The sequence below is a fragment of the Arthrobacter sp. efr-133-R2A-120 genome, from assembly GCF_030209835.1.
Lineage (GTDB): Bacteria > Actinomycetota > Actinomycetes > Actinomycetales > Micrococcaceae > Arthrobacter.
In genome coordinates this window covers 174,521-193,752 of the sequence record NZ_JARVRF010000011.1, presented here as the reverse complement: position 1 = coordinate 193,752, position 19,232 = coordinate 174,521, and the positions used below count along the sequence as shown (strand labels likewise).

Below are 19,232 nucleotides of genomic sequence, written 5' to 3'. Positions count from 1 at the left end.
TAACTATATGTATGAATCGGATATTTGTCACCCCTTCAGACCACACCCTGCCAACACCCCGAAGCGGCAGCACGCCGGACGACATCAAGCAGCTCGTGCAAACGCACTGCGTCGTCAAAGTCGGGGACGTCACCGTCTGCGGTCCCGGCCGCTATCGCCCGGTACATCCGCCGCACGCTGGCAGCTGGCCCGGCCAGCGGCTCGCCGTCAGCGCCGGGCGGTTCCTTGGGGGACGGCAGGACCGACCGCTCCCCCGAACTGCGCGTCTCGACCAGGCTCAACCGTGCCATCTGTATCTGGCCGTCAGGGCGGTCCGGCACAATCTCCAGCGTGCCCTCCGAGCCATAGACCGTCATCAGGGGCATCCCGGTCGCATGCACTCCCAGAACAAACAGTCCCGACAATGTCGCCCCGCCTGCGAGCGCTCCTTCGATTGCCACTTGGTCGGCCGCGGTCTTGGTTATCCAACGATTCTCGCCCTCGATTGCCACCTTCGGGGTGGCCACGCCAACCGTTGCCGATATCCCGGCGAGCCGCCCGACTGCGAACTGCACGGCATCAAGGGTATGGGCGGTACGCACGGTCAGGGCTGACAGACCGTTTCGCTCGTCGGCAACCCATTCCTTGCCGCGTGCCAGCACCGGCGCGCCAAGACCCATGCCGGCTGACAAGACATGCACTGCCAGCACCCGGCCGATCCGGCCGCCGTCGACCAACTCGCGAAGTAGCTGAACTGCGGGTTGCTGCCGCGCCTGCAGGCCGATGATGTGGCGGACGCCGGCCAGCACCGCGTGATCCCGCAGGATCTTGGCTTGCTGGGTATTCACCCCGAGAGGCCACTCGCAGTAGACGTCTTTCCGGGCTGACACGGCGGCCGTGACGGACTCAAAGTGCTCTGTGACTTTCACCGCGACCGTAACGAGGTCAACGTCGGTATCAGTGGCGAGAGCGGTGGCACTCGTATGGGCGCGTCGTGCACCAAATTGTTCGGCCGAGGCGTCGGCAGTAGCGCGTCGCGTTGTTGACACCGCGCGAAGCGCCACTCCCGGCGTCGCCAGAACGGCTGGAATGTGCGATTCCTGGGCCCATCCGCCGCTGATGCTGGCACCGACAATTCCGACACCGAGGTCGCCAGTCACGGACGGGGCGTTTCGTGACCCGACAGCTGGCCAGCCTTCAGCCCACCCATATACCAGTGACCGCTGCCCTCGACGCCGAGACCATGGCTGAGGCCCTCGTTGAAATTGCGCCGGAACCCGATGGATGCCGCGGCCTTGGCGTAGCGCAGCATCGCCACGTCTCGGCGCGCCAGATCCCTGGCAATCTCCCAGGCGCGGTCCATGAGCTTCTCTGCGGGCAGTACCTCGTTGATGAACCCGATCTGCTTTCCCTCCTCGGCGCCAATGACGGACCCGGTGAGCAGCCAGTACTTGACGCGGGTGGGCCCGAGCAGTTCACCCCACACGAGGTTCACCCCGTCGCCCGGGATGGTGTCACGCAGGGGAAAGTGTGCCTTGTCGGCAAACTCGGCGTGCTCGGCAGCGAGGACGATGTCGCCCATCACGGGGATCTCGGAATGGATGAGGGCCGGGCCGTTGACGGCCCCGATGATCGGGATTTCGACGTCGTTCAGGTTCCGCAACATCCGGCGCCCCTCCCACCAGATGTAGTCCCAGCTGTGGCGGGTAAAACTCGTCACATCCAGCTCAGTGCAGTACACATCGCCAGTGCCCGTCAGGATGAGCACCTTCGTGGCATGGTTCTTGCCGACCCAATCGAAAGCCTCGGTGAGCTCAGTGTGGGCCTGGGCATCCCAGACGAAGGATCCGCCGTTTGTGTGAAACCGCATTTCGGTGACCCCATTGTCGTGAGTGATGCTGATTCGTTCCCAGTGTGGGTGCTCGAAGGTCATTGATCCTGCCTCTCCATGCCGGTCTTTTGCTCCCAATATAGGCATCAGCCACCCAAACTGCTACCCTTGATTATATTCATAGTCATCATTAGACGGTTTTGATTCCAAATTCTCGACATCGATGCCGGCTGGCAAATGCATAGGAGCCGAATATGACCATGCCCCACTCTCTCACCCGTACCGGTCTGTCGGGCCAAGTCGCAGAGGCGGTCCTCGACGTCGCGGACAGCCCCCTCGCCACCTCCCTGTCCACCGCCGTCAGTGACCGGCTTTTGCACGGTATCGGGGTGGCGCTGACCGGGACCGAGTTCGAGGCCTTTGCTGCAGGTTTACGAGCCGTCTCCTCCGAATCGGGCGCCTCCACGGTATTGGGTCGGCGCAACCGGCTCTCCCCCGCCGCAGCGGCCTTCGTCAACGCCATCGCCGCGCACTCGTGCTTGCAGGAAGATTGCGGTCCCGGCGGTTACGTAGAGGGAAGCCACCCCGGCACCTACATCATTCCGGCTGCCTTGGCGGCCGTTGATGCGGCTGGCGTAAGCGGTGAGCGCTTCGCTCGCGGCGTGATCGCGGGCTACGAGGCCGTCGGTATCCTCGGGGAGATCGTTCCGGGCGGCTTGAGCGCCCGGAAGTACCGTCCCAGCGGGATCATGGGTCCATTCGGTGCAGCGGCGGCCGCGGCGTACATTTTCGGCGCAGGCGCCAATCAGCTTGCCACGGCTTTGAGCATCGCCAGCAACTCCGCGGCCGGCAGCAATCAGGGCTTTGTCAGCGGCACCATTGAGCCCCTTGCCCATGCCGGTCTTGGTGCGAGAAACGGCTTGCTTGCAGCTAAGCTCGCGATGGCCGGCGCCGCGGCAAGTCCGAATGCGCTGGAGGGTCCATACGGCTTCTTCGCAGTGTATGCGGGTGAACAGCCAAACGTCGCGGGTCTGGGCCTCCGCTCCGAGGAGCCGGCCATCACGCGTCTGGGCAGCAAAAAGTTTGCCGTCTGCTTGCAGAATCAGGAAACCCTTGAACTGGCCGGCGAATTGGCCCCGGCGCTAACAGGTGCGACGATCAGCGAGTTGGTGGTTTCCCGGCCCAACACCCCGGCCAACGGCACCGGTAGTGCCGGGGTAGGCGCAGAAGGACCCTTCGAAACCATGCTGCAACGTCAGATGTCCGCACGTTTCACGCTCGCCGCAGCGCTGCTTGGCCGACCGGTTACCGATCCCCGCTACTTCAACGAGGCAGGCGCGGATGCCCGGGCGGCCGACCTGGCAGCCTTGGTGAGCCTGCGTCAAAACGAAGCGGACGCCGTCGAAATCGTAGCCCGGCTCGACGACGGGCGGGAGCTGCGAATCGCGGGCCGGCGCCCCGAAATCCTCCAGCCAGGCTCGGACCGCATTGATGAACTCTTCCTCGAACGAGCCGGAAGGGTTCTCAACGCAGAGTTGGCCGAACGCGTACTGTGCGACATCCGCTCCATCTCTTCAGTCCCAGACGCCGCAGTTATCACAAACGCGTTGCGCGGCTGAGACGGCGTTCAAACCGGCCAGGGATAGCAAGGGCGAATAGTCACCCAACATATGACGAGCGCGGCCCTGCAATAGTGCAAAGCAGAACCCCTCATGGGCGTCAAAAAGGCCCCGGAAGGTCTGAACCTTCCGGGGCCTTCCATGTCCGGCATCGATTTAGCCCCTGAATGTATTGCTCCGAATGTATTGCTCCGAGGCATCAGGGGACGGTCGATATCGTCCCTCGATGACCGTCTGGCCAAGCTCAGTCCGTGTCAGGAACGAGGCCGATGGCGCTCACCGGGCACAGTGACACGGGCGACTTTTGCTCGGCGGCACTCATCAACGATTTCCTCGACTGTCGGTGACCTACGCGGACTCGATTTGCGCGGCCAACATGATCGGCATCGTCGCAGTCGTGCCGCCGTCGACTGGGATCGTGTGCCCCGTCACATAGCGCGACTCGTCGCTGGCCAGATAGAGAACCGCGAAAGCGACGTCCCAGCCTGTGCCTTCTGTGCCAAGCATGGTGGCCTTCGCGCGTCGGGATCGCATGCGGTCCGTGCCTCCTCCATCCCAGCCTTTGAACCCCAGGCCCATGGGAATCGCGACATGCCCGGGTGCGACGGTGTTGACCCGTATCGCGCTTTGGCCGTACTCGAATGCCTGCGCCTTGGCCATGGCAATCAGGCCGCCTTTCGCCGCCGAGTAGCCGATGCCGCCCCCGGCGCGAAAGCCGGCGATTGACGAAATGTGGATGATGGAGCCACCGCCGGCCGCCTTCATGTGCGGAAGCACGGCGTCCGACATGAGCTTGGGGGCCTTCAGGTTGAGGGCGATGATGGCATCCCACATCGACTCGAGGTTCTCCTGCTCACCGGGCGCAATGGCTGCATTGTTGACCAGGATGTCGATTCCGCCGAACTCGTCGAGGGCACGGGCCGCCACCGCTTCGCAGTTCGCCTTGACGGTGATGTCTGCAGTATGGACGTAGGCGCGCCCACCGATTCGCTCGATGGCTTCGAGCGTGTGTCGTGCACGGTCTTCCGAGACGTCCAGTACAACGACGTTCGCCCCCTGCGACGCCAACAACAGAGCGATGTCCGACCCGGTGCCGCCCATGGTTCCGGCCGAGCCCGCTCCAGTGACGATCGCTGTCCGTCCCTCTAGTCGCCGGTCCTCCGGCAATTCGGGAATCTCGAGGCTATCGCTGTTCGGTGTCTGGCCTGTGGTGTTCATTCGGGCTCTCCTTTGAGTTCAACACTTCAATACGAAGGGCAAGCATCTGCGCCCCCGGGAGGCAGCCACCTGCGGCGCAGAAGTTGTCGCTTTGTTAGATGGTGCCGGCGGCGCGTAGTTCTGCGATGCCGTCCGGGCTGATGCCGAGGTCCTCGGCATAGAAACTGTCGTTGTGCTCACCCAGCGAGGGGGCGGTCCGCCATACCTTGCCCGTGTGGTTGGTGAGGCGTGGGAAAACATTCTGCATGCGCACGGGGCCCAGGTCGGGATCCTCGATCTCAATCACGTTCTCGCGTTCCCGGTACGTTTCGTCTTTGAGGATGTCCTCGACCGTGTAGATCGGGGAGGCGACGACTTCGAGACGGTCCATTTCGGCAACGCACTCATCGAGGGTGTGCGCCTTGATCCACTGGCGCACCAGCTCATCGAGCCGCTCACGGTGCTGCACCTGCATGGCCGGTGTGGCGTAGTCCTCCAGGGGTTCGCCCACCAAGGTGGCCACGTTCTGCACCGATCGGGGCGTGCCCGAGGTGACCGTAATCCAGCGGTCGTCCTTTGTCATGTAGGTGTTGATGACGGCGGCGGGGGCGGCCGCGAGCTGGTTGCCGGCCCGGGTCGGATTCTCGCCCAGCTGGTCGTAGAAGATGACCTGCCATTCGACCAGGCGGAAGAGTCCGTCGTAGAGCGCGAGATCGATCCACTCACCCTGGAAGTCCGGGTCATTGTTCTTGCGGTAGGCGGCCGCCAGAATCGCGTACGCGCCCATCAACCCGGTGACCGAGTCGCCGTGGGAGAAGCCTGTGTGCACTGGTGGTCCGTCGGGGAATCCGGTGATGTTGACCACCCCGCTCATCGCCTCGCCCACTTTGCCAAAGCCGGGCGAGTTCCGCTTGGAAGACGAGTTTCCGAAGCCAGTGACCTGCAGCATGATCAACTTGGGGTTGATCTTGTTAAGCGAGGTGAAGTCAAGCTCCCATTTCTCCAGGGTTTCCACGCGGAAGTTGCAGATCACGACGTCCGCCCATACTGCAAGTTTGCGTGCGAGGTCGCGGCCTTCCTCGGTGCGCAGGTTGAGGGTGACGGAGCGCTTGTTGCGGGCAGCCACCTTCCACCACAAATGCACTCCGTCTTTGGCTGGTCCGGCGTTGCGCTGCGGGTCCCCGCGCCCCGGATCCTCGACGTGCACGATGTCCGCGCCCAGGTCGGCGAGAAGTGTTCCGGCGAGGGGGCCGGCGATGACGTGGGCGAACTCTACGACTTTCAGGCCGCTGAGCGCTCGCTTATCAATGTGATACATGGTGAATGCTGCTCCTTGTTGCTTGTGGCCGACGCGTCGGTGCGCCGGCCTTGGTGTTGTGGCTAGACGTTCCATTCCGAGGTCGGTTCGGGAAACTGTTCGACCGCCTGGGGGGCATGTTTGCGATACATCATGAACGTGCGCTGGTATTCGACGACGGTCTGGCCGTGCTGGTTGATGCCCCGGGTGCGGATCCCGATGATGCCCTGATTCGGGCGCGACTTCGATTCGCGTTTGGAGGTCACTTCGCTTTCGGCCCACAGGGTGTCACCGGCGAAGACAGGGTTGGGCATGGAGATCTTGTCCCAGGCGAGGTTCGCCATGGCGTTCTCGCTCGTGTCTGACACGGAGAGCCCCACCACGATCGACAGGGTCAGGCACGAGTTGACGAGCGGGGCCTTGAACTCCGTCTTCGCGGCGAACTCACTGTTGAAATGCACCTGGTTGGTGTTCATGGTGAGCAGGGTGAACCACGTGTTGTCTGTTTGCTCGATGGTGCGCCCCAGACGGCTCCGGTAGACGTCTCCCACCTCCATGTCTTCGAAGAAGCGGCCGCGCCACTGTTTGGGTGCCATGACGGTATCGGTGCTCATAGGTTCTCCTTAATAAGTGGACGGGCGGAGATGCCCGAGATGGTCAGGGTGCGTTGAGCCCTGCGCAGCACTGGCAGGTCGACAAGTTTCGTTCCCACCGTCGCGACCCCGTGGCCGTTTATCTGGGCCTGCTCGTAGGCCTCGACGACGGCCAGGGCGCGCACAATGTCATCCTCACCCGGGGTGAAGGTGGCCTTGACGGGGCCGAGTTGCCGCGGGTGGATGCAGGCTTTCGCGGTGAAACCCAGGCTGCGTGACCGCCCCGAGGCGGCAACAAGGCCGTCGTCGTCGGTGATGTCCAGATGCACGACGTCGATCGGTCCCTCGATCCCGGCGGCAGCCGAGGCCATCGCCACCCGCGACCGGGGGTAGAGCAGGTCGAGTTCGTCGGCGCGCAACTCGCTCCCGACATCGGCCGCAAGATCGGCTGAACCGAGCATGAGGCGTACGACGCGAGGGTCAGCGGCGACACCGGCGGCCTCCTCAACCCCTTGGGCAGTCTCCACCAGCGCGATCACGGGCGGGCACGTCAGAGGCAGGAGGCCCAGCATGCGGGGAGTCGCTTTCGGGACCATGATGGAGTCCGGGGCTGCGCCGCTGAGCACCTCCAGGTCGGAGACTCCCCAGCCCGTGTCGGGGGCGTTGATCCGGACGATCATCGCCGGACCGCCTTCGATGCGGGCGTCCAGAATCCCGCGGGCACGACGACGGGCGTTGTCTTTCCCTTGAGGGGAGATCGCGTCTTCGAGGTCGAGGATGACAGCATCGGCGCCGCTCCCGAGCGCGTTGTTCACCTTGCGTGCGTCGTCGGCAGGGACGAACAGCAGCGTGCACAGACCCTCTTGCATGAGCTACTCCCCCGCCTTTCGGGCTGGACGCTCCGCGCGCGCGGGCCTTTCCGGGCGTACACGGCGGGGACTGCAATAAACTGCGCCGTCGCGGACTTCAATCTGGTAGGCGCCCAGCCGGCCTTTGAGCGCACCGCCCACGCTGGCACCCGTTCGCAGGCTGAACTCGTATCCATGCCAGGGGCAGGTGACGATCTCGCCTTCTTGTGCGAAGTGATACTCGTTGCGCTCCGACGGCTCCATCGTGCCTTTGATGGCGCCATCACACATGTTGGCGGCCTGGTGCGGGCACTTCGAACCGATCGCGAAGACCCCGGCGAGGGTGCGCACCACGCACACCTCGCGGCCGCCGATCTCGACGCTCCGGAACTCATCCAGGACCATGTCGTCGTACTCGCACACATACTCGAAGTCCTCTGTCGAGGGGCCGGCGACCGGGTCCGTTCGACGCAAGGCGGCGAGTGTGCTGGGCTGGGATTCGCTCATGGCGTAACCGCTTCAACGCGGGGAAGCAAAGCGGCACCGTTGGAGAGAATGAGGGCGCCGTCGTCCGGGCCCAGTTGCTTGATGACGTCCCCGGGAGCATCGCCGTCGAAGGGACTATGCGAGCCAAACACGATGCGGCTCCGGAGCGCGTCGGTCGTGAAGTGGCGCGCCCAGTCGCCGTCGATGGTTGCTTCTTTCAGGGGCCAGGTGTTCAGCCACACCTGTTGGAGTACATATTTGCTGGGCGCATGTTTCACCCATGGAACGTCATATCGGAACGTGCGCCATTCGCGGTCGATCCGCCACAGGAGCGATGGCAGCCAGCTGAAACCGAAACCTGAGAAGAGGAACCGGACCGCGGGGAACTTCTCGAGGGTGCCCTCGAAGGCAAGGCTGGTGATATTGGATTCAGCGAGCTGCGACATGAGCACCTGACGGCTGAGTGCGCTGTAATGGACGCCGCCTCCAAGCGGCTGGGCGCCGGCGTACAGGCCCTCGACACCGCTGAAATGCACGATGATGGCGAGTCCCGTCTCGGCAGCCGCCTCGTAGATCGGGTCGTAGTGACTCGTTCCAAGCAGGCCTGCCCCGAGAGGGAGAGCGATGGCACCAAATACGTGCTCGGCGGCGCGGCGCCGGATTTCCGCCGCAGACCACCCCGGATCCCCTGGCTGAACCACGATGACCGGTACGTTGTTGCCTGACGACCATTTGTCGCGGGCTAATGAGTTGAAACCGGACAAGAATTCGGTGGCGGCCACTCCGTCAGCCCACCCGTTCACGGTGAGCGCCTGGTGCGGCATCAGGAGCACCTTGTCCGCCTCGGGAAGTGCGGCGGCAGAGACGGGTTCGTCGCCGAACCTGCTTGACACGCGTATGTGATTGCTCGCCTCGGTCACGGAGCCAAGGAACTCTTTGCGCTCGAAGTGCTTTTGCCAGGACTTGTCCAAGTACGCGAGCACGTCGCGATAGTCGGTGACGGCGACATGCCTGTCGGTGTCGATGATCATGGTTGACTGTCTTTCCTGCAATGTCATAGCTCAGAGCGTGACCGGGGTACGGAAGATCTTGTCGCCGAACACACCGAGTGCGTTTTCGTAGCACACGGCGCGACGCAACCTTTCGGGGATTTTGTTGTGCAATACGAAGAAGGGGTCGTCGGTGTCGTAATGGGGATAGTCGGAGCTGAAAAGCAACACGTCCGAGACCCCGGCAGGCGAGAAGAGGGCATCCAGCTCAGCCTGCGTCTCAACCTCATCAAGAGGCTGGGTGGTGAAGGTGATGTGTTCGCGAATGTATTCGCTCGGCTTCTTCTTGATCCGCAGCGCGCCGCCCGGGTCACGCTCCCAAAAAAGGTCGAGGCGGTTCATCAAAGAAGGCAGCCAGCTGAAGCCCCATTCCACAAAGACCACCTTGAGGCTGGGAAACGCCTCGAATGTTCCGTTGACAATGAGGTCGGCAACGTTGGCCGCACCAACCTGGGTGAGCACCGAGTGACGCTCACCATATGAACGCGGTACGCCGCCGGCAGGTCCCTGGGAGAACGTGTAGCAGCCTTCGGACCCGCTCTGGTGGACTGCGATGGGCAGCCCGGTCTCGACAGCCGCTTCGTAAATCGGGTTGTACCAGGAATCCCCCAGCATCCGCTCCATGACGAGCAGCTGCACGGCGACTACGCCAGGCGTGCCAGCGTGGCGGCGGATTTCCGCCGCGGCCTGGGCAGGATCGTGAGGTGAAACAGTGATGGCGAGGCCGAAGCGGGGGTCACGGTCGACCCAGGTCTCAACGAAGTAGTCATTGGTGGCGTTGACAAAGGCGTTCGCGGCATCAATGTCACCCCACGCGGTGGTGCCGTACGGCTGTTGCGGGAGCAGGAGCGCCGTGGTGATGCCATACGGGTCCAGATGCCGTTCAATGACGAGTTCCGGGTCTGACCCCGCGGGACCCCCGTCGGCGGGATAGGCGTCCAGCCGCTGCGTGTCGGCCGGATGGTTGTACCGGTCGCGTGCCCGGGCGTAGGTACGTACGCCACGCTCCTCGAAGTGTCGACGCCAATGCGCGGTCAAATACGGATAGAAGTCTTCGGTGGTGCGTGCCATCGGATGCACGTCACAGTCCACGATGGGATCCCTGCCGGGTGGATTCAACGCCGTTGTCATGATCTCAACCTCCGTGATTAGTCTATGATCATGATTATATTCAAACGGTGCAGAATTGCAATCATCTGAGATGCTCGTCCAACGGCGCACGGTCTCGCTTGGGATCATGCTCGCCATCTGAAAGAAGGAACTGATGAGCCTGCCGTCGATCACCCCGTTCGTCCGCTGCAACGGCACCGGGCCCGACGAACAGATCGTCATCGTCCACCACGGCCCGTCCGGTCCGATCGAGGCCGCACGCCACGGCCGGGCCACGCCCGGCAGCCCCGCATCATCGATGAGCACTTCCCCGGGACCAGGACCAGAATCCCGGGAGAACGCCAGCCAGGCCACGAACAGGATGGTCTTCACCCCGCCGACGCGTGGCCCGTCGCCAAAGTCATACTGCAGCCATTATGCAGAGCCTGTGATTATGCAGAGTGCGGCCGCGGATCACCGTCCTGGCGGACGTGTGGCCGGGGCGTTTTCTCCATAATCACAGTCCTTCCAGGAAGGCGAGGAGATCATCGGGCGGGCGGTAGCGCCCGCCCTGGGTGTGTGGCGGGGCTGTTTTGTCGAGCGCACGTTGTTTGAGGGCGAGGTCCGCGTGGAGGTAGATCTGGGTGGTGCGGATATGTTCATGTCCGAGCCAGAGGGCGATGATGGCGATATCAACGCCGGATTGCAGGAGTCGCATGGCGCAGGTGTGCCTGAGCGTGTGAGGTGATGCGGTCTTCGTCGCCAGCGACGGGCAAGTTATGGTGGCTGTCTTGACGCGTCGGGCAATGAGTTTCGTGACTCCATCGGGGGTCAGTTTCCGGCCGTTGATGCCGGGAAAGAGTGGGTCCTGCCTCTGCGGTCGCTGTTCTTTCATCCAGGCCTTCAGCTGGGCCCGGGCGTTCTTGTCCAGAGGGGTGATGCGTTCCTTGCGGCCCTTCCCCTGGCACGAGAGATAGGCGCCGGCGTCCAGGTGCAGGTCGGCGGCGGTGAGGTTGATCAATTCGCCGACCCGCAGACCGGTGACAACGGCAATCAGCAAAAGTGTCCTGTCTCGTCGCCCCCTCCACGTTGTTGCGTCCGGGGCGGTGAGTAGGTCATTCGTTTCCGCCTCAGTTGAAGCGTTAGTATTGCCTGTGGACAGCACGCGATGGCGCGCCTGCTGGAATGCCGCTGGGAACATCAGACGAACGCACGGCACGACGGCGGAAATCACCGTCCTCAGCGTTGACGCCCGAGAACCTACCGGTTCGTGGATCACCATCAACTGGGACCGTTTCGGTCATGTCCAAACCGCATGGCTGGAAGCGCTGCAAGAACCCATCTGGGCGGGATCAGTCCTGCTGATAGCACCGGATCCTGCCCAAGTCATTCCGGGACTGACTTGGCCGACCAGGTACTACCTCCGGGCTTCACATTGCCTTGCCTGGGCTCCACGCTTAGAACCCCTTGCGCCGCGCACGCCGCAATTTGTCAGCAAGTCGGTGAGGTTCGAGTAGCCAAGAACATCATTCGCTGCTGGATGCATCTTCAAAGATCGTGCACGGGGTCCACTCCTCGATGCGACGACCACTTGCCAAGATCCGCCGAGACGCCCGTGTGGAGGGCATGTCGATCGGCGGGTTGGCAAAGCGGTATCAGGTCGGCAGGGACACCGTCCGGCAGGCCTTGGCGGATCCAGTCCCGCCGGCGCGAAAGAAACCCGTGAGAGCTCCTCATCGCCGAGCGGCCGACCCTGGCTACTAGGGCCAGGATTATCGGCCCACGCGTCGGCGCAGGGCCGTGACGAGTTCGTGTTCGTCCGTGTTGACCAGCTGAAAGTCGCGGACGACCACTCTGCCCGCGACCACCACATGGCGTGGCCGGCGCCCGGGCGATGCCCACAAGATCCCTGCAACGGGATCCGCGACGCCGGCGTCGGCGATGCCTGCGACATCCCACGCGCATAAGTCCCCTGCGGCCCCGGACCGCAAATGGCCGAGTTCGGGGCGGCCAAGGCCTTGTGCCGAGCCTTCCGTGGCGATGCTGAGTGCCTCGCGGGCGGAAACGGCCCGGCCCACAAGGGGCGCAATCTGCATGGCCAGCCGTGCATCTGCGAGGAGGTGGCCGGCGTCGTTCGAGCCGCCACCGCTCGTGCCGAGGCCCACTTTCACGCCGGCGTCGAGCAGTGCGGCGACCGGTGAGATTCCCCAGCCCATGGGGAGGTCGCAGCCAGGGGCATGGGTCGCGGTTGCGCCAGATGTGGCAATCCGGGAGATCTCCCAGGGCGTGACGCCGCACAGGTGGGCCAGGGTTACATCGTCCTCAAGCCAGCCCCAGTCCTCCAGAAGCTCCAGAGGGCGGCGGCCGTAGCGCTCCTGGGCAATTCCGACGTCCACCTGCTCGTTCGATTGGGTCCTGCGACGCAGCCCGTGCCGGCGGGCCACCTCGCCGAGCAGCTTGTACGTTTCGGGGCCGTCGCTGTGGACTCCGGCGGGCCCGACGGCGAGCTGGAGCATGCCATCGCCGCTCACCCCGCTGGTGGTGCCGGGCAGCAAGGCCGAAACGATATCCTCCGCGGAGGCAGCAGCGGCCTGGGGATCATCGCCTGCGGTTCCCCGTACGAAGGCAAGACGCGCGCCAATCCGGCGGACGGCCTCGGCGCTTGCCCGGGCGATGGACACGGTGTCGGCGCCCCGGGGCCAACTCAGGTGGTGGTCGGCCACGGTGGTCACCCCGCACAGCAAGCCCTCGGCGGCACCCACTGAGGCCGCAAAACTCGCGAGTTCGGGGTCGACACTGGCCGCATCATAGGCGGTTGCCATGGTGGGCAGCCATTCGCTCATCGCCGCGCCTCGGGTGCCCGGGAGGGTACGGAAGGCGGATTGGAGGAGGTGGTGATGCGCATTCACCAGGCCGGGGGTGACTACACAACCGGTGGCGTCAAGGACCTCCCCGTCGTCTTGGGCGGGGTCGGCGCCCACCACGGTACCTTCACTGATATGCAGCGGGCCGGTGCGTTCCTCATTGCCGTCGATGAAGATCCGTTCGGCGTTGGTGATAGTGAGCACGGGGACTCCCTGGATAGTGGTCGTTTGGGTGAAAGTGGCGGCTGGGGTCAGAGATCGAGCACGAGGCGGCTGCACGCCGCGCGCGAGACGCAGACCATCATCACGCGGTTCTCGGCTTGTTCCGCCGCTGTCAGAACGGAGTCTCGATGATCAGCCGTTCCGGAGACGATGGAGGTCTCACAAGTGCCGCAGGTACCTTCGCGGCAGGAGGAAAGAACAAAAGCCCCGACTTCTTCCACGGCCTCCAGGATCGTGCGGCCCTCGGTCACTGTGACGGTCACACCTGTCTGCTGGAGTTCCACCTCGAACGGTCCGTTATGGACCGGAGCGCCGTTCTCCTTCGGGGTGAAACGCTCCAGATGCACGCTTACGCCGTGATGGCCGGCGAAGGCGTCCTCGACGCCGTTGAGGAGCCGGGCGGGTCCGCAGCCGTAGACGGCAAGCCGGGCACCGGGTCCTGGACGGCTGTCGGCCGCAAGAACGCTTAGTTCCAGCCGCTGACCTTCATCTGCGGCGTGGATCCGGACCCGTTCCGGATGGTGGGCGAGCAGTTCGTCCACGAACGCCATGGTCTGCCGGGAGCGCCCGGCATAGAGCAGGGTCCAGTCGAGGCCCCGTGCAGCTGCCTCGCGGACCATGGGAAGGATGGGCGTGATGCCGATTCCGCCGGCGACAAAGATGATTCGGGCCCCCGCTTCGGGTGCGAACGGGAAGTGGTTGCGGGGGCCCCGAACGCGCAGTTTGGTCCCAACTGTGGCGGAGTCGTGCAACTGGATGGAGCCGCCCCGGCCGCCGGGCTTGCGCAATACTCCGATCCGCCAGGGCGAGCCGGTACTCGTGCCGCCGCACAGGGAGTACTGCCGTTCTATCCCGCCAGGTAACAGGACATCGAGATGTGAACCGGGCGTCCACGGGGCAAGGGCCGAGCCGTCTGCTCTTGCCAGCTCGAAGGCCACGACCCCCGCCGCAAGCTCTCGGCGTGCCGCGACGCTGACCTCGAACACCTCGACGTTTTCGGCGCTCATGATTTCCTGTCCAGATCGGCGTCCGCGCGCTCGAAGTGGACGTCGCCGGTCCCGCCGGTCAACGACCGGTCTTCCTTGACGACGATGGCACGGTAGACGCTGCCATCCGGTGAGCTCCAGCGATGCCGGGTGCCACCCGGGTAGTGGATCGAGTCCCCCGCATGCAGCAGCTCGCACCCGCGGTCGTCCAGGTCCACCAGCACGCTGCCGGAAATGATGAACAGGAACTCGTCCTCGTCATGCACAAAGAACCTGCCCGGTTCGACACTGGAGTCGCGCCATTCCAAGGTCATGACTCCCCGGTTCCCTCGGGCCAGGGTACGGGCCTCGCCCTTGCGCGTCGGCCCGCGGACGCCTTCGTCGGCCCGGACCACGTGGACGCTGCCGTGGTCGTCCGAGGACGCGCCGCGGGACTCCGCCGCGAGCATCAGCTCGATCTGGCTGATGCCCAATGCGTGGGAGATCCGATCCAGCGACGACATGCTCGGGCGGGCAAGACCCCTTTCCAGTTGACTCAGGAAGGAATGCGAAAGATCTGTTGCTCCGGCGAGCTGGACCAGCGTGAGTCCCTTGTCCTTGCGCAGCACACGGACGCGCCGTCCCATCAGTGCGATCTGCCTGTCAATGGCGGGGGCCCGGCCGGTGCCTTCGCCGCCGGATCGCGCAACGTCTACCGGGTTTTTCACCGTGACTCCTTTCGGTCCTTCAGGACTATGGAACTGTAATTTCACCAGCCGTGGTGCAGGACCCCGGCTGATTCACCGTCGGGAAACCGACTTGTTACGTGGGCGAAACACAACCACCGTATGTTGAAGCTATCAACATGTTGAGTGTATCAACATTTTGCCACACATCGAGAGCAATGAAATCGGAGGACCGGATGCACCAGCTGCCTTTCCATATCTCGCTCCTTCGTTCAGCTACGCTTCCCGACGGAACCGTCCGGGACGTAGAGATCAACGGAAACCGGGTTGGCCGCGTCGTGGCCGCCGGGCAGGGCCGGCCGTCCGGCTCCGGAGCGGAGATAGACCTCAGCGGCTTCATGCTCCTCCCGGCCCCCGCCGAACCGCACGCTCACTTTGACAAGGCATTTTCCGCGGAGGCCATCCGGCCTCCCCTGGGAAATCTGCGAGACGCGATCGAGGCGTGGCGCCGCCACGCCTCCACAATGACCGTCGACGACATCCGCGGCCGGGCCCTTGAAGCGGCGCTCACGCTGCTCGCCAACGGCACCACGTCGGTGCGGTGCCACGTCGACGTCCTGCTCGGAGACACACCCCTCCGCGGCGTCGAAGCCCTTGTTGCTGTCCGCCAGGAGCTCGAAGGGCTCATGGACCTCGAACTAGTGGCCCTTGCAGGTTCCGAGGTCCCGGACGCCGACATCGAAGCAGCCCTCGATCTCGGAGTCGACCTCGTAGGCGGATCACCACATCTCAGCGCAGACCCCTTTGCAGATCTGCGCCGACTGATCACACTCGCCGAACGCCGCGGCGTCGGCGTCGACCTTCACACGGACGAGAGCCTGGATGGCGAGCTCACGATCGTCGAGTTCGCCCGACTTGTCCGCGAATGGCCAGCGGGGCGGATGAGGACGGCCGGGCATTGCGTCAGACTGGGAACCCTCGAACCGGAGGGCCTCCACGGTGTGATTGACGAGATTCTCGCGAGCGACCTCGGCATAGTCACCCTCCCCATCACCAACCTCTACCTTCAAGGCTGGGACCACCCGGCATCGACGCCGCGCGGCCTCACTGCAGTCCGAACGCTCCTTGACCGGGGGGCCCGGCTGGGTGCCGGGGCCGACAACGTCCGCGACCCCTTCAACCCTGTAGGGCGAAGCGACGCCTTCGAAACGGCAGGGCTGCTCGTTGTCGCCGCGCATCTGACGCCTGCCGAGGCCTATCAGGCAGTTTCCGGCGGCGCCCGCTCCGTCATGGGCATGCCCGCGGCCGGCCCGGTGGAGGGCGCGGACGCCGAGCTAGTGGCCATCCGCGGCACCAGTATCGGCGATGTGGTCGCAAATGCCTCACCTGACCGATATGTCATCCACGCGGGGCGCCTCGTGGCACACAGCGAAATATCGCGCCGCATCGCCACCCCCGCAAGTCTGCGTCAACTTTCAGCCCCCATGGAACCGAGGTACTCCGCATGACCGAAACACAGGCAGCTGCGCTGTCGGAAACCCGGAACGAGGGGACGACGCTCCTCGATTTCCAGGATGTCGAAATGACCTTCCCCAACGGGACCGTCGCCCTCTCGGGCGTGGACCTCACGGTCCGCCAGGGTGAGTTCGTAACCGTTGTCGGACCTTCCGGCTGCGGCAAGAGCACGCTGCTGCGCATCGCCTCCGGGCTGGAAAGCTCCTCCCACGGAACCGTCAACATTGCCACGTCCCGGATCGGTTACGTCTTCCAGGATGCCACCCTGCTACCGTGGCGCGACGTCCAATCCAACGTCGAACTGCTGGCCGAGTTAAGGAAGGAGCCCCGGGCTATCCGCTCGCAGAAAGCCCGGGAGGCCATCGAACTGGTCGGGCTCAAAGGCTTCGAAGAGCACCTTCCGCGGCAGCTCTCCGGCGGCATGAAGATGCGGGCCTCCCTGGCCCGTTCACTCACCCTGGACCCGGAACTGTTCCTCTTCGACGAACCGTTCGGAGCCCTTGATGAGATTACGCGCGAGCGGCTCAACGATGAACTTCTTCGGCTCTTCGCCGAGCGCCGCTTTGCGGGCTTGTTCATCACCCACTCCGTCTCCGAGGCCGTGTACCTTTCCACAAAGGTGGTGGTCATGTCGGGCCGGCCCGGAGCGATTGTGCGCACGTTTGAGGTGCCGTTCCCTGTGCCTCGTGACCCTGACATCCGTTTCACCCCCGAGTTCGCCGCCCTGGTCGGCGACGTCTCCCACGCACTCCGAGAGGGGCACCACTGATGTCAGCCACGATCAACCCCGAGAAGTCCCCCAAAGCCATGGCCTCCGGGCCTTCCCCCATCAAGCGAACGACGCCCGATGTTCGGGTTCGCAGGCCCAAGACGGCCACATGGGTTCCACCCGTGCTTGTCTCCCTCGTGCTCCTGGGGCTCTGGTACGCAGTCAGCTACCTGGTGCTGGACGAGAAGCGACGGTTCCTCATGCCGCCTCCGGACCAGGTGGTCAGAAAAGGCTTCCTGGCCCCGGAAGTCCTTGGCGAGATCCTGGCAAGCCTGGGACAGACCGCTGCCGTCGCCCTCGCCGGTCTCGCTGCGGCGATCGTCATCGGTATGGCATGGGGCATCGCAATGTCACAGGCCAAATGGATCGAACGCTCGCTGTTTCCCTACGCCGTGATCCTGCAGTGCATCCCCATCCTCGCCTTGGTGCCCCTGATCGGGTTCTGGTTCGGCTTCGATTTCTTCTCCCGGACCGTGGTGTGTGTCATGATCGCGCTCTTCCCCGTCGTCTCGAACACCCTGTTCGGGCTCCAATCGGCAGACCGCTCCCAGCTTGAACTCTTCCGGCTGCAGAAAGCCAGCCGCTGGACGGTCCTGACCAAGCTCCAACTGCCAGCTGCCCTGCCGGCGGTCTTCGCCGGCATGCGCATTTCCGCAGGCCTCGCCGTCGTCGGCGCCATCGTCGGAGACTTCTTCTTCCGCCGCGGCACCCCCGGCATCGGCTCCCTCATCAGCAACTACCAATCACGCGTCGAATCCGCCGAACTGTTCGCCGCGATCATCGCCGCCTCACTGTTCGGCGTCGTGATTTTTTGGCTGTTCGGCTTGATCACCAAGTTCGTGGTCGGCGCCTGGTACGACGTCGACGCCCGCTAAAGACCGCGCCCGCCCACCCCACAAATGTTTCACCGTGCACGTCCCGTGCTTACCCATTCAGGACTTTTCCCACTTGAGGAGACACATGCAACGCCCAACATCCCGCACCTCAACCCGCGCCATTTTCCTGTCCGGCGTCGCGGCGCTCACAGCGCTCACGCTCAGCGCCTGCGGCGCCTCGAACGCCACGGCACCTGCTGCAAGCGCGGCAGACCAGACCATCGGCTCGGTTGACCTGAAGGCCGCCGGCTGCCCGGCCAACGTCGTGATCCAGACCGACTGGAACCCGGAGAGCGAACATGGCCACCTCTACCAGCTGCTTGGTCCCAACCCCACGATCGACGCTGGCAACAAGTCCGTCTCCGGCCCCCTCTACGCCGGCGGCAAGCCCACCGGCGTCAATGTGGAGATCCGTTCCGGCGGTCCCGCCATCGGCTTCCAAAGCGTGGCGGCCCAGATGTACCAGGACCCGGCCATCACCCTCGGCTACATCAACACCGACGCAGCAGTCCAGCTCTCCGCGACGATGCCCACAAAGGCGGTGTTCGCTCCAATGGATATCAACCCCCAAATGATCATGTGGGACCCCAATACATACAAGGCCAAGACAATTGCTGAACTCGGCCCCGAACTTGCTGCAAACGGCGGCGTCGTGCGCTACTTCGGCAGCGCCAGCTGGATGAAATACATGACGGCGAAGGGCATCCTCTCCGAGAAGGTACTTGACGGAAGCTATGACGGAACACCGGCCAACTTCGTCGCCGGAGGAGGCAAAGACGCCCAGCAGGGCTTCGCCAGCGCCGAACCATACATCTACCAAAACGAAGTGTCGGCGTGGAAGAAGCCTGTAGCCTACCAGCTCATCAACGACGCCGGATGGAAGATCTACCAAGCCGCAGTCTCCGTCCGGTCCGCCGACGAATCCAAGCTGGGCGGATGCCTCGCCAAACTTGTGCCCGTGCTCCAGCAGGCCGAGGTGGACTTCTTCAAGGACCCCAAGCCCGTTGAGAGCCTCATCCTTGACCTGGTCAAGGAGTACAACACCGGGTGGGCTTACTCCCAGGGCGTCGCCGACTACTCCGTGAAGACCATGATCGAACAGAAGATCGTGGGCAACGGCAACAACTCCACGCTAGGCGATTTCGACGCCGATCGGGTGAAGACGATCCTCGACCAATCCGTCCCGCTCTTCACCAAGCCGGGAAGCACCCCCAAACCTGGCCTCACGGCCGAAGACATCTACACCAACAAGTACATCGACACCTCAATCGGCCTGAAATAGCCCCGAAAACAGCAACGCGGGACCAGTAGCCGGCCGTGCCTTCGACAGCGCGGCCGGCGCCTGCTG

At 64.0% G+C, this 19,232-nt stretch carries 18 protein-coding genes; 5 read left to right on the top strand and 13 right to left on the bottom strand.

The window, feature by feature from the left end; all coding sequences use genetic code 11:
• Window positions 1-35 precede the first annotated feature (35 nt).
• Both QRN52_RS07665 and QRN52_RS07660 read right to left on the bottom strand, forming a co-directional pair.
• Window positions 36-1,139 (bottom strand): Gfo/Idh/MocA family protein, encoded by a 1,104-nt coding sequence (locus QRN52_RS07665; protein ID WP_284752133.1) that lies wholly within the window; start codon window positions 1,137-1,139, stop codon window positions 36-38.
• Complete coding sequence (locus QRN52_RS07660; protein WP_268022272.1) at window positions 1,136-1,912, bottom strand: enoyl-CoA hydratase/isomerase family protein; 777 nt, start codon at window positions 1,910-1,912, stop codon at window positions 1,136-1,138. The genes QRN52_RS07665 and QRN52_RS07660 overlap by 4 nt, the downstream gene beginning before the upstream one ends.
• Window positions 1,913-2,064: 152 nt before the next feature.
• Between QRN52_RS07660 and QRN52_RS07655 the strand changes: the two genes are divergently transcribed.
• Window positions 2,065-3,429, top strand: coding sequence for an MmgE/PrpD family protein (locus QRN52_RS07655; protein ID WP_284752132.1), 1,365 nt, complete (start codon window positions 2,065-2,067; stop codon window positions 3,427-3,429).
• A 348-nt stretch (window positions 3,430-3,777) separates the two neighbouring features.
• Here the strand turns inward: QRN52_RS07655 and QRN52_RS07650 are convergent, their stop codons facing one another.
• The 11 genes from QRN52_RS07650 to QRN52_RS07600 form a co-directional block, all read right to left on the bottom strand.
• A complete protein-coding gene (locus QRN52_RS07650) occupies window positions 3,778-4,647 on the bottom strand; it encodes an SDR family NAD(P)-dependent oxidoreductase (RefSeq protein ID WP_284752131.1) in 870 nt (289 codons plus the stop codon).
• Window positions 4,648-4,741: 94 nt separating this feature from the next.
• Window positions 4,742-5,944: a CaiB/BaiF CoA transferase family protein gene (locus tag QRN52_RS07645; RefSeq protein ID WP_284752130.1), complete on the bottom strand. Its 1,203-nt coding sequence runs from the start codon at window positions 5,942-5,944 to the stop codon at window positions 4,742-4,744.
• A 62-nt stretch (window positions 5,945-6,006) separates the two neighbouring features.
• Window positions 6,007-6,537: a MaoC family dehydratase gene (locus tag QRN52_RS07640; RefSeq protein WP_234754838.1), complete on the bottom strand. Its 531-nt coding sequence runs from the start codon at window positions 6,535-6,537 to the stop codon at window positions 6,007-6,009.
• Complete coding sequence (locus QRN52_RS07635; protein ID WP_284752129.1) at window positions 6,534-7,385, bottom strand: HpcH/HpaI aldolase/citrate lyase family protein; 852 nt, start codon at window positions 7,383-7,385, stop codon at window positions 6,534-6,536. Before QRN52_RS07635 ends, QRN52_RS07640 begins: the two co-directional genes overlap by 4 nt.
• Window positions 7,386-7,388: 3 nt before the next feature.
• A complete protein-coding gene (locus QRN52_RS07630; RefSeq protein ID WP_284752128.1) occupies window positions 7,389-7,871 on the bottom strand; it encodes a Rieske (2Fe-2S) protein in 483 nt (160 codons plus the stop codon).
• Window positions 7,868-8,881 (bottom strand): amidohydrolase family protein, encoded by a 1,014-nt coding sequence (locus tag QRN52_RS07625; RefSeq protein ID WP_284752127.1) that lies wholly within the window; start codon window positions 8,879-8,881, stop codon window positions 7,868-7,870. Before QRN52_RS07625 ends, QRN52_RS07630 begins: the two co-directional genes overlap by 4 nt.
• Before the next feature lie 30 nt (window positions 8,882-8,911).
• A complete protein-coding gene (locus QRN52_RS07620; protein WP_284752208.1) occupies window positions 8,912-10,030 on the bottom strand; it encodes an amidohydrolase family protein in 1,119 nt (372 codons plus the stop codon).
• A gap of 475 nt (window positions 10,031-10,505) precedes the next feature.
• Window positions 10,506-11,189 (bottom strand): tyrosine-type recombinase/integrase, encoded by a 684-nt coding sequence (locus QRN52_RS07615; protein ID WP_284752126.1) that lies wholly within the window; start codon window positions 11,187-11,189, stop codon window positions 10,506-10,508.
• 571 nt (window positions 11,190-11,760) lie between these two features.
• Window positions 11,761-13,056 carry an amidohydrolase family protein gene (locus QRN52_RS07610; protein ID WP_284752125.1) on the bottom strand — a complete coding sequence of 432 codons (1,296 nt, stop codon included), beginning with the start codon at window positions 13,054-13,056 and terminating at the stop codon, window positions 11,761-11,763.
• Window positions 13,057-13,103: 47 nt separating this feature from the next.
• Complete coding sequence (locus tag QRN52_RS07605; RefSeq protein WP_284752124.1) at window positions 13,104-14,081, bottom strand: PDR/VanB family oxidoreductase; 978 nt, start codon at window positions 14,079-14,081, stop codon at window positions 13,104-13,106.
• On the bottom strand, window positions 14,078-14,767 hold the full coding sequence (locus QRN52_RS07600) for a helix-turn-helix domain-containing protein (protein WP_284752123.1): 690 nt from the start codon (window positions 14,765-14,767) through the stop codon (window positions 14,078-14,080). The genes QRN52_RS07605 and QRN52_RS07600 overlap by 4 nt, the downstream gene beginning before the upstream one ends.
• A 176-nt stretch (window positions 14,768-14,943) precedes the next feature.
• Here QRN52_RS07600 and QRN52_RS07595 point away from each other — a divergent pair, with 176 nt between their 5' ends.
• The 4 genes from QRN52_RS07595 to QRN52_RS07580 all read left to right on the top strand — a co-directional run bounded on the left by QRN52_RS07595 (window position 14,944) and on the right by QRN52_RS07580 (window position 19,166).
• A complete protein-coding gene (locus tag QRN52_RS07595; RefSeq protein ID WP_284752122.1) occupies window positions 14,944-16,233 on the top strand; it encodes an amidohydrolase family protein in 1,290 nt (429 codons plus the stop codon).
• Window positions 16,230-17,009 (top strand): ABC transporter ATP-binding protein, encoded by a 780-nt coding sequence (locus tag QRN52_RS07590; protein WP_284752121.1) that lies wholly within the window; start codon window positions 16,230-16,232, stop codon window positions 17,007-17,009. The genes QRN52_RS07595 and QRN52_RS07590 overlap by 4 nt, the downstream gene beginning before the upstream one ends.
• Window positions 17,009-17,884 carry an ABC transporter permease gene (locus QRN52_RS07585; RefSeq protein ID WP_284752120.1) on the top strand — a complete coding sequence of 292 codons (876 nt, stop codon included), beginning with the start codon at window positions 17,009-17,011 and terminating at the stop codon, window positions 17,882-17,884. The genes QRN52_RS07590 and QRN52_RS07585 overlap by 1 nt, the downstream gene beginning before the upstream one ends.
• Before the next feature lie 85 nt (window positions 17,885-17,969).
• A complete protein-coding gene (locus QRN52_RS07580; protein WP_284752119.1) occupies window positions 17,970-19,166 on the top strand; it encodes an ABC transporter substrate-binding protein in 1,197 nt (398 codons plus the stop codon).
• Window positions 19,167-19,232 lie beyond the last annotated feature (66 nt).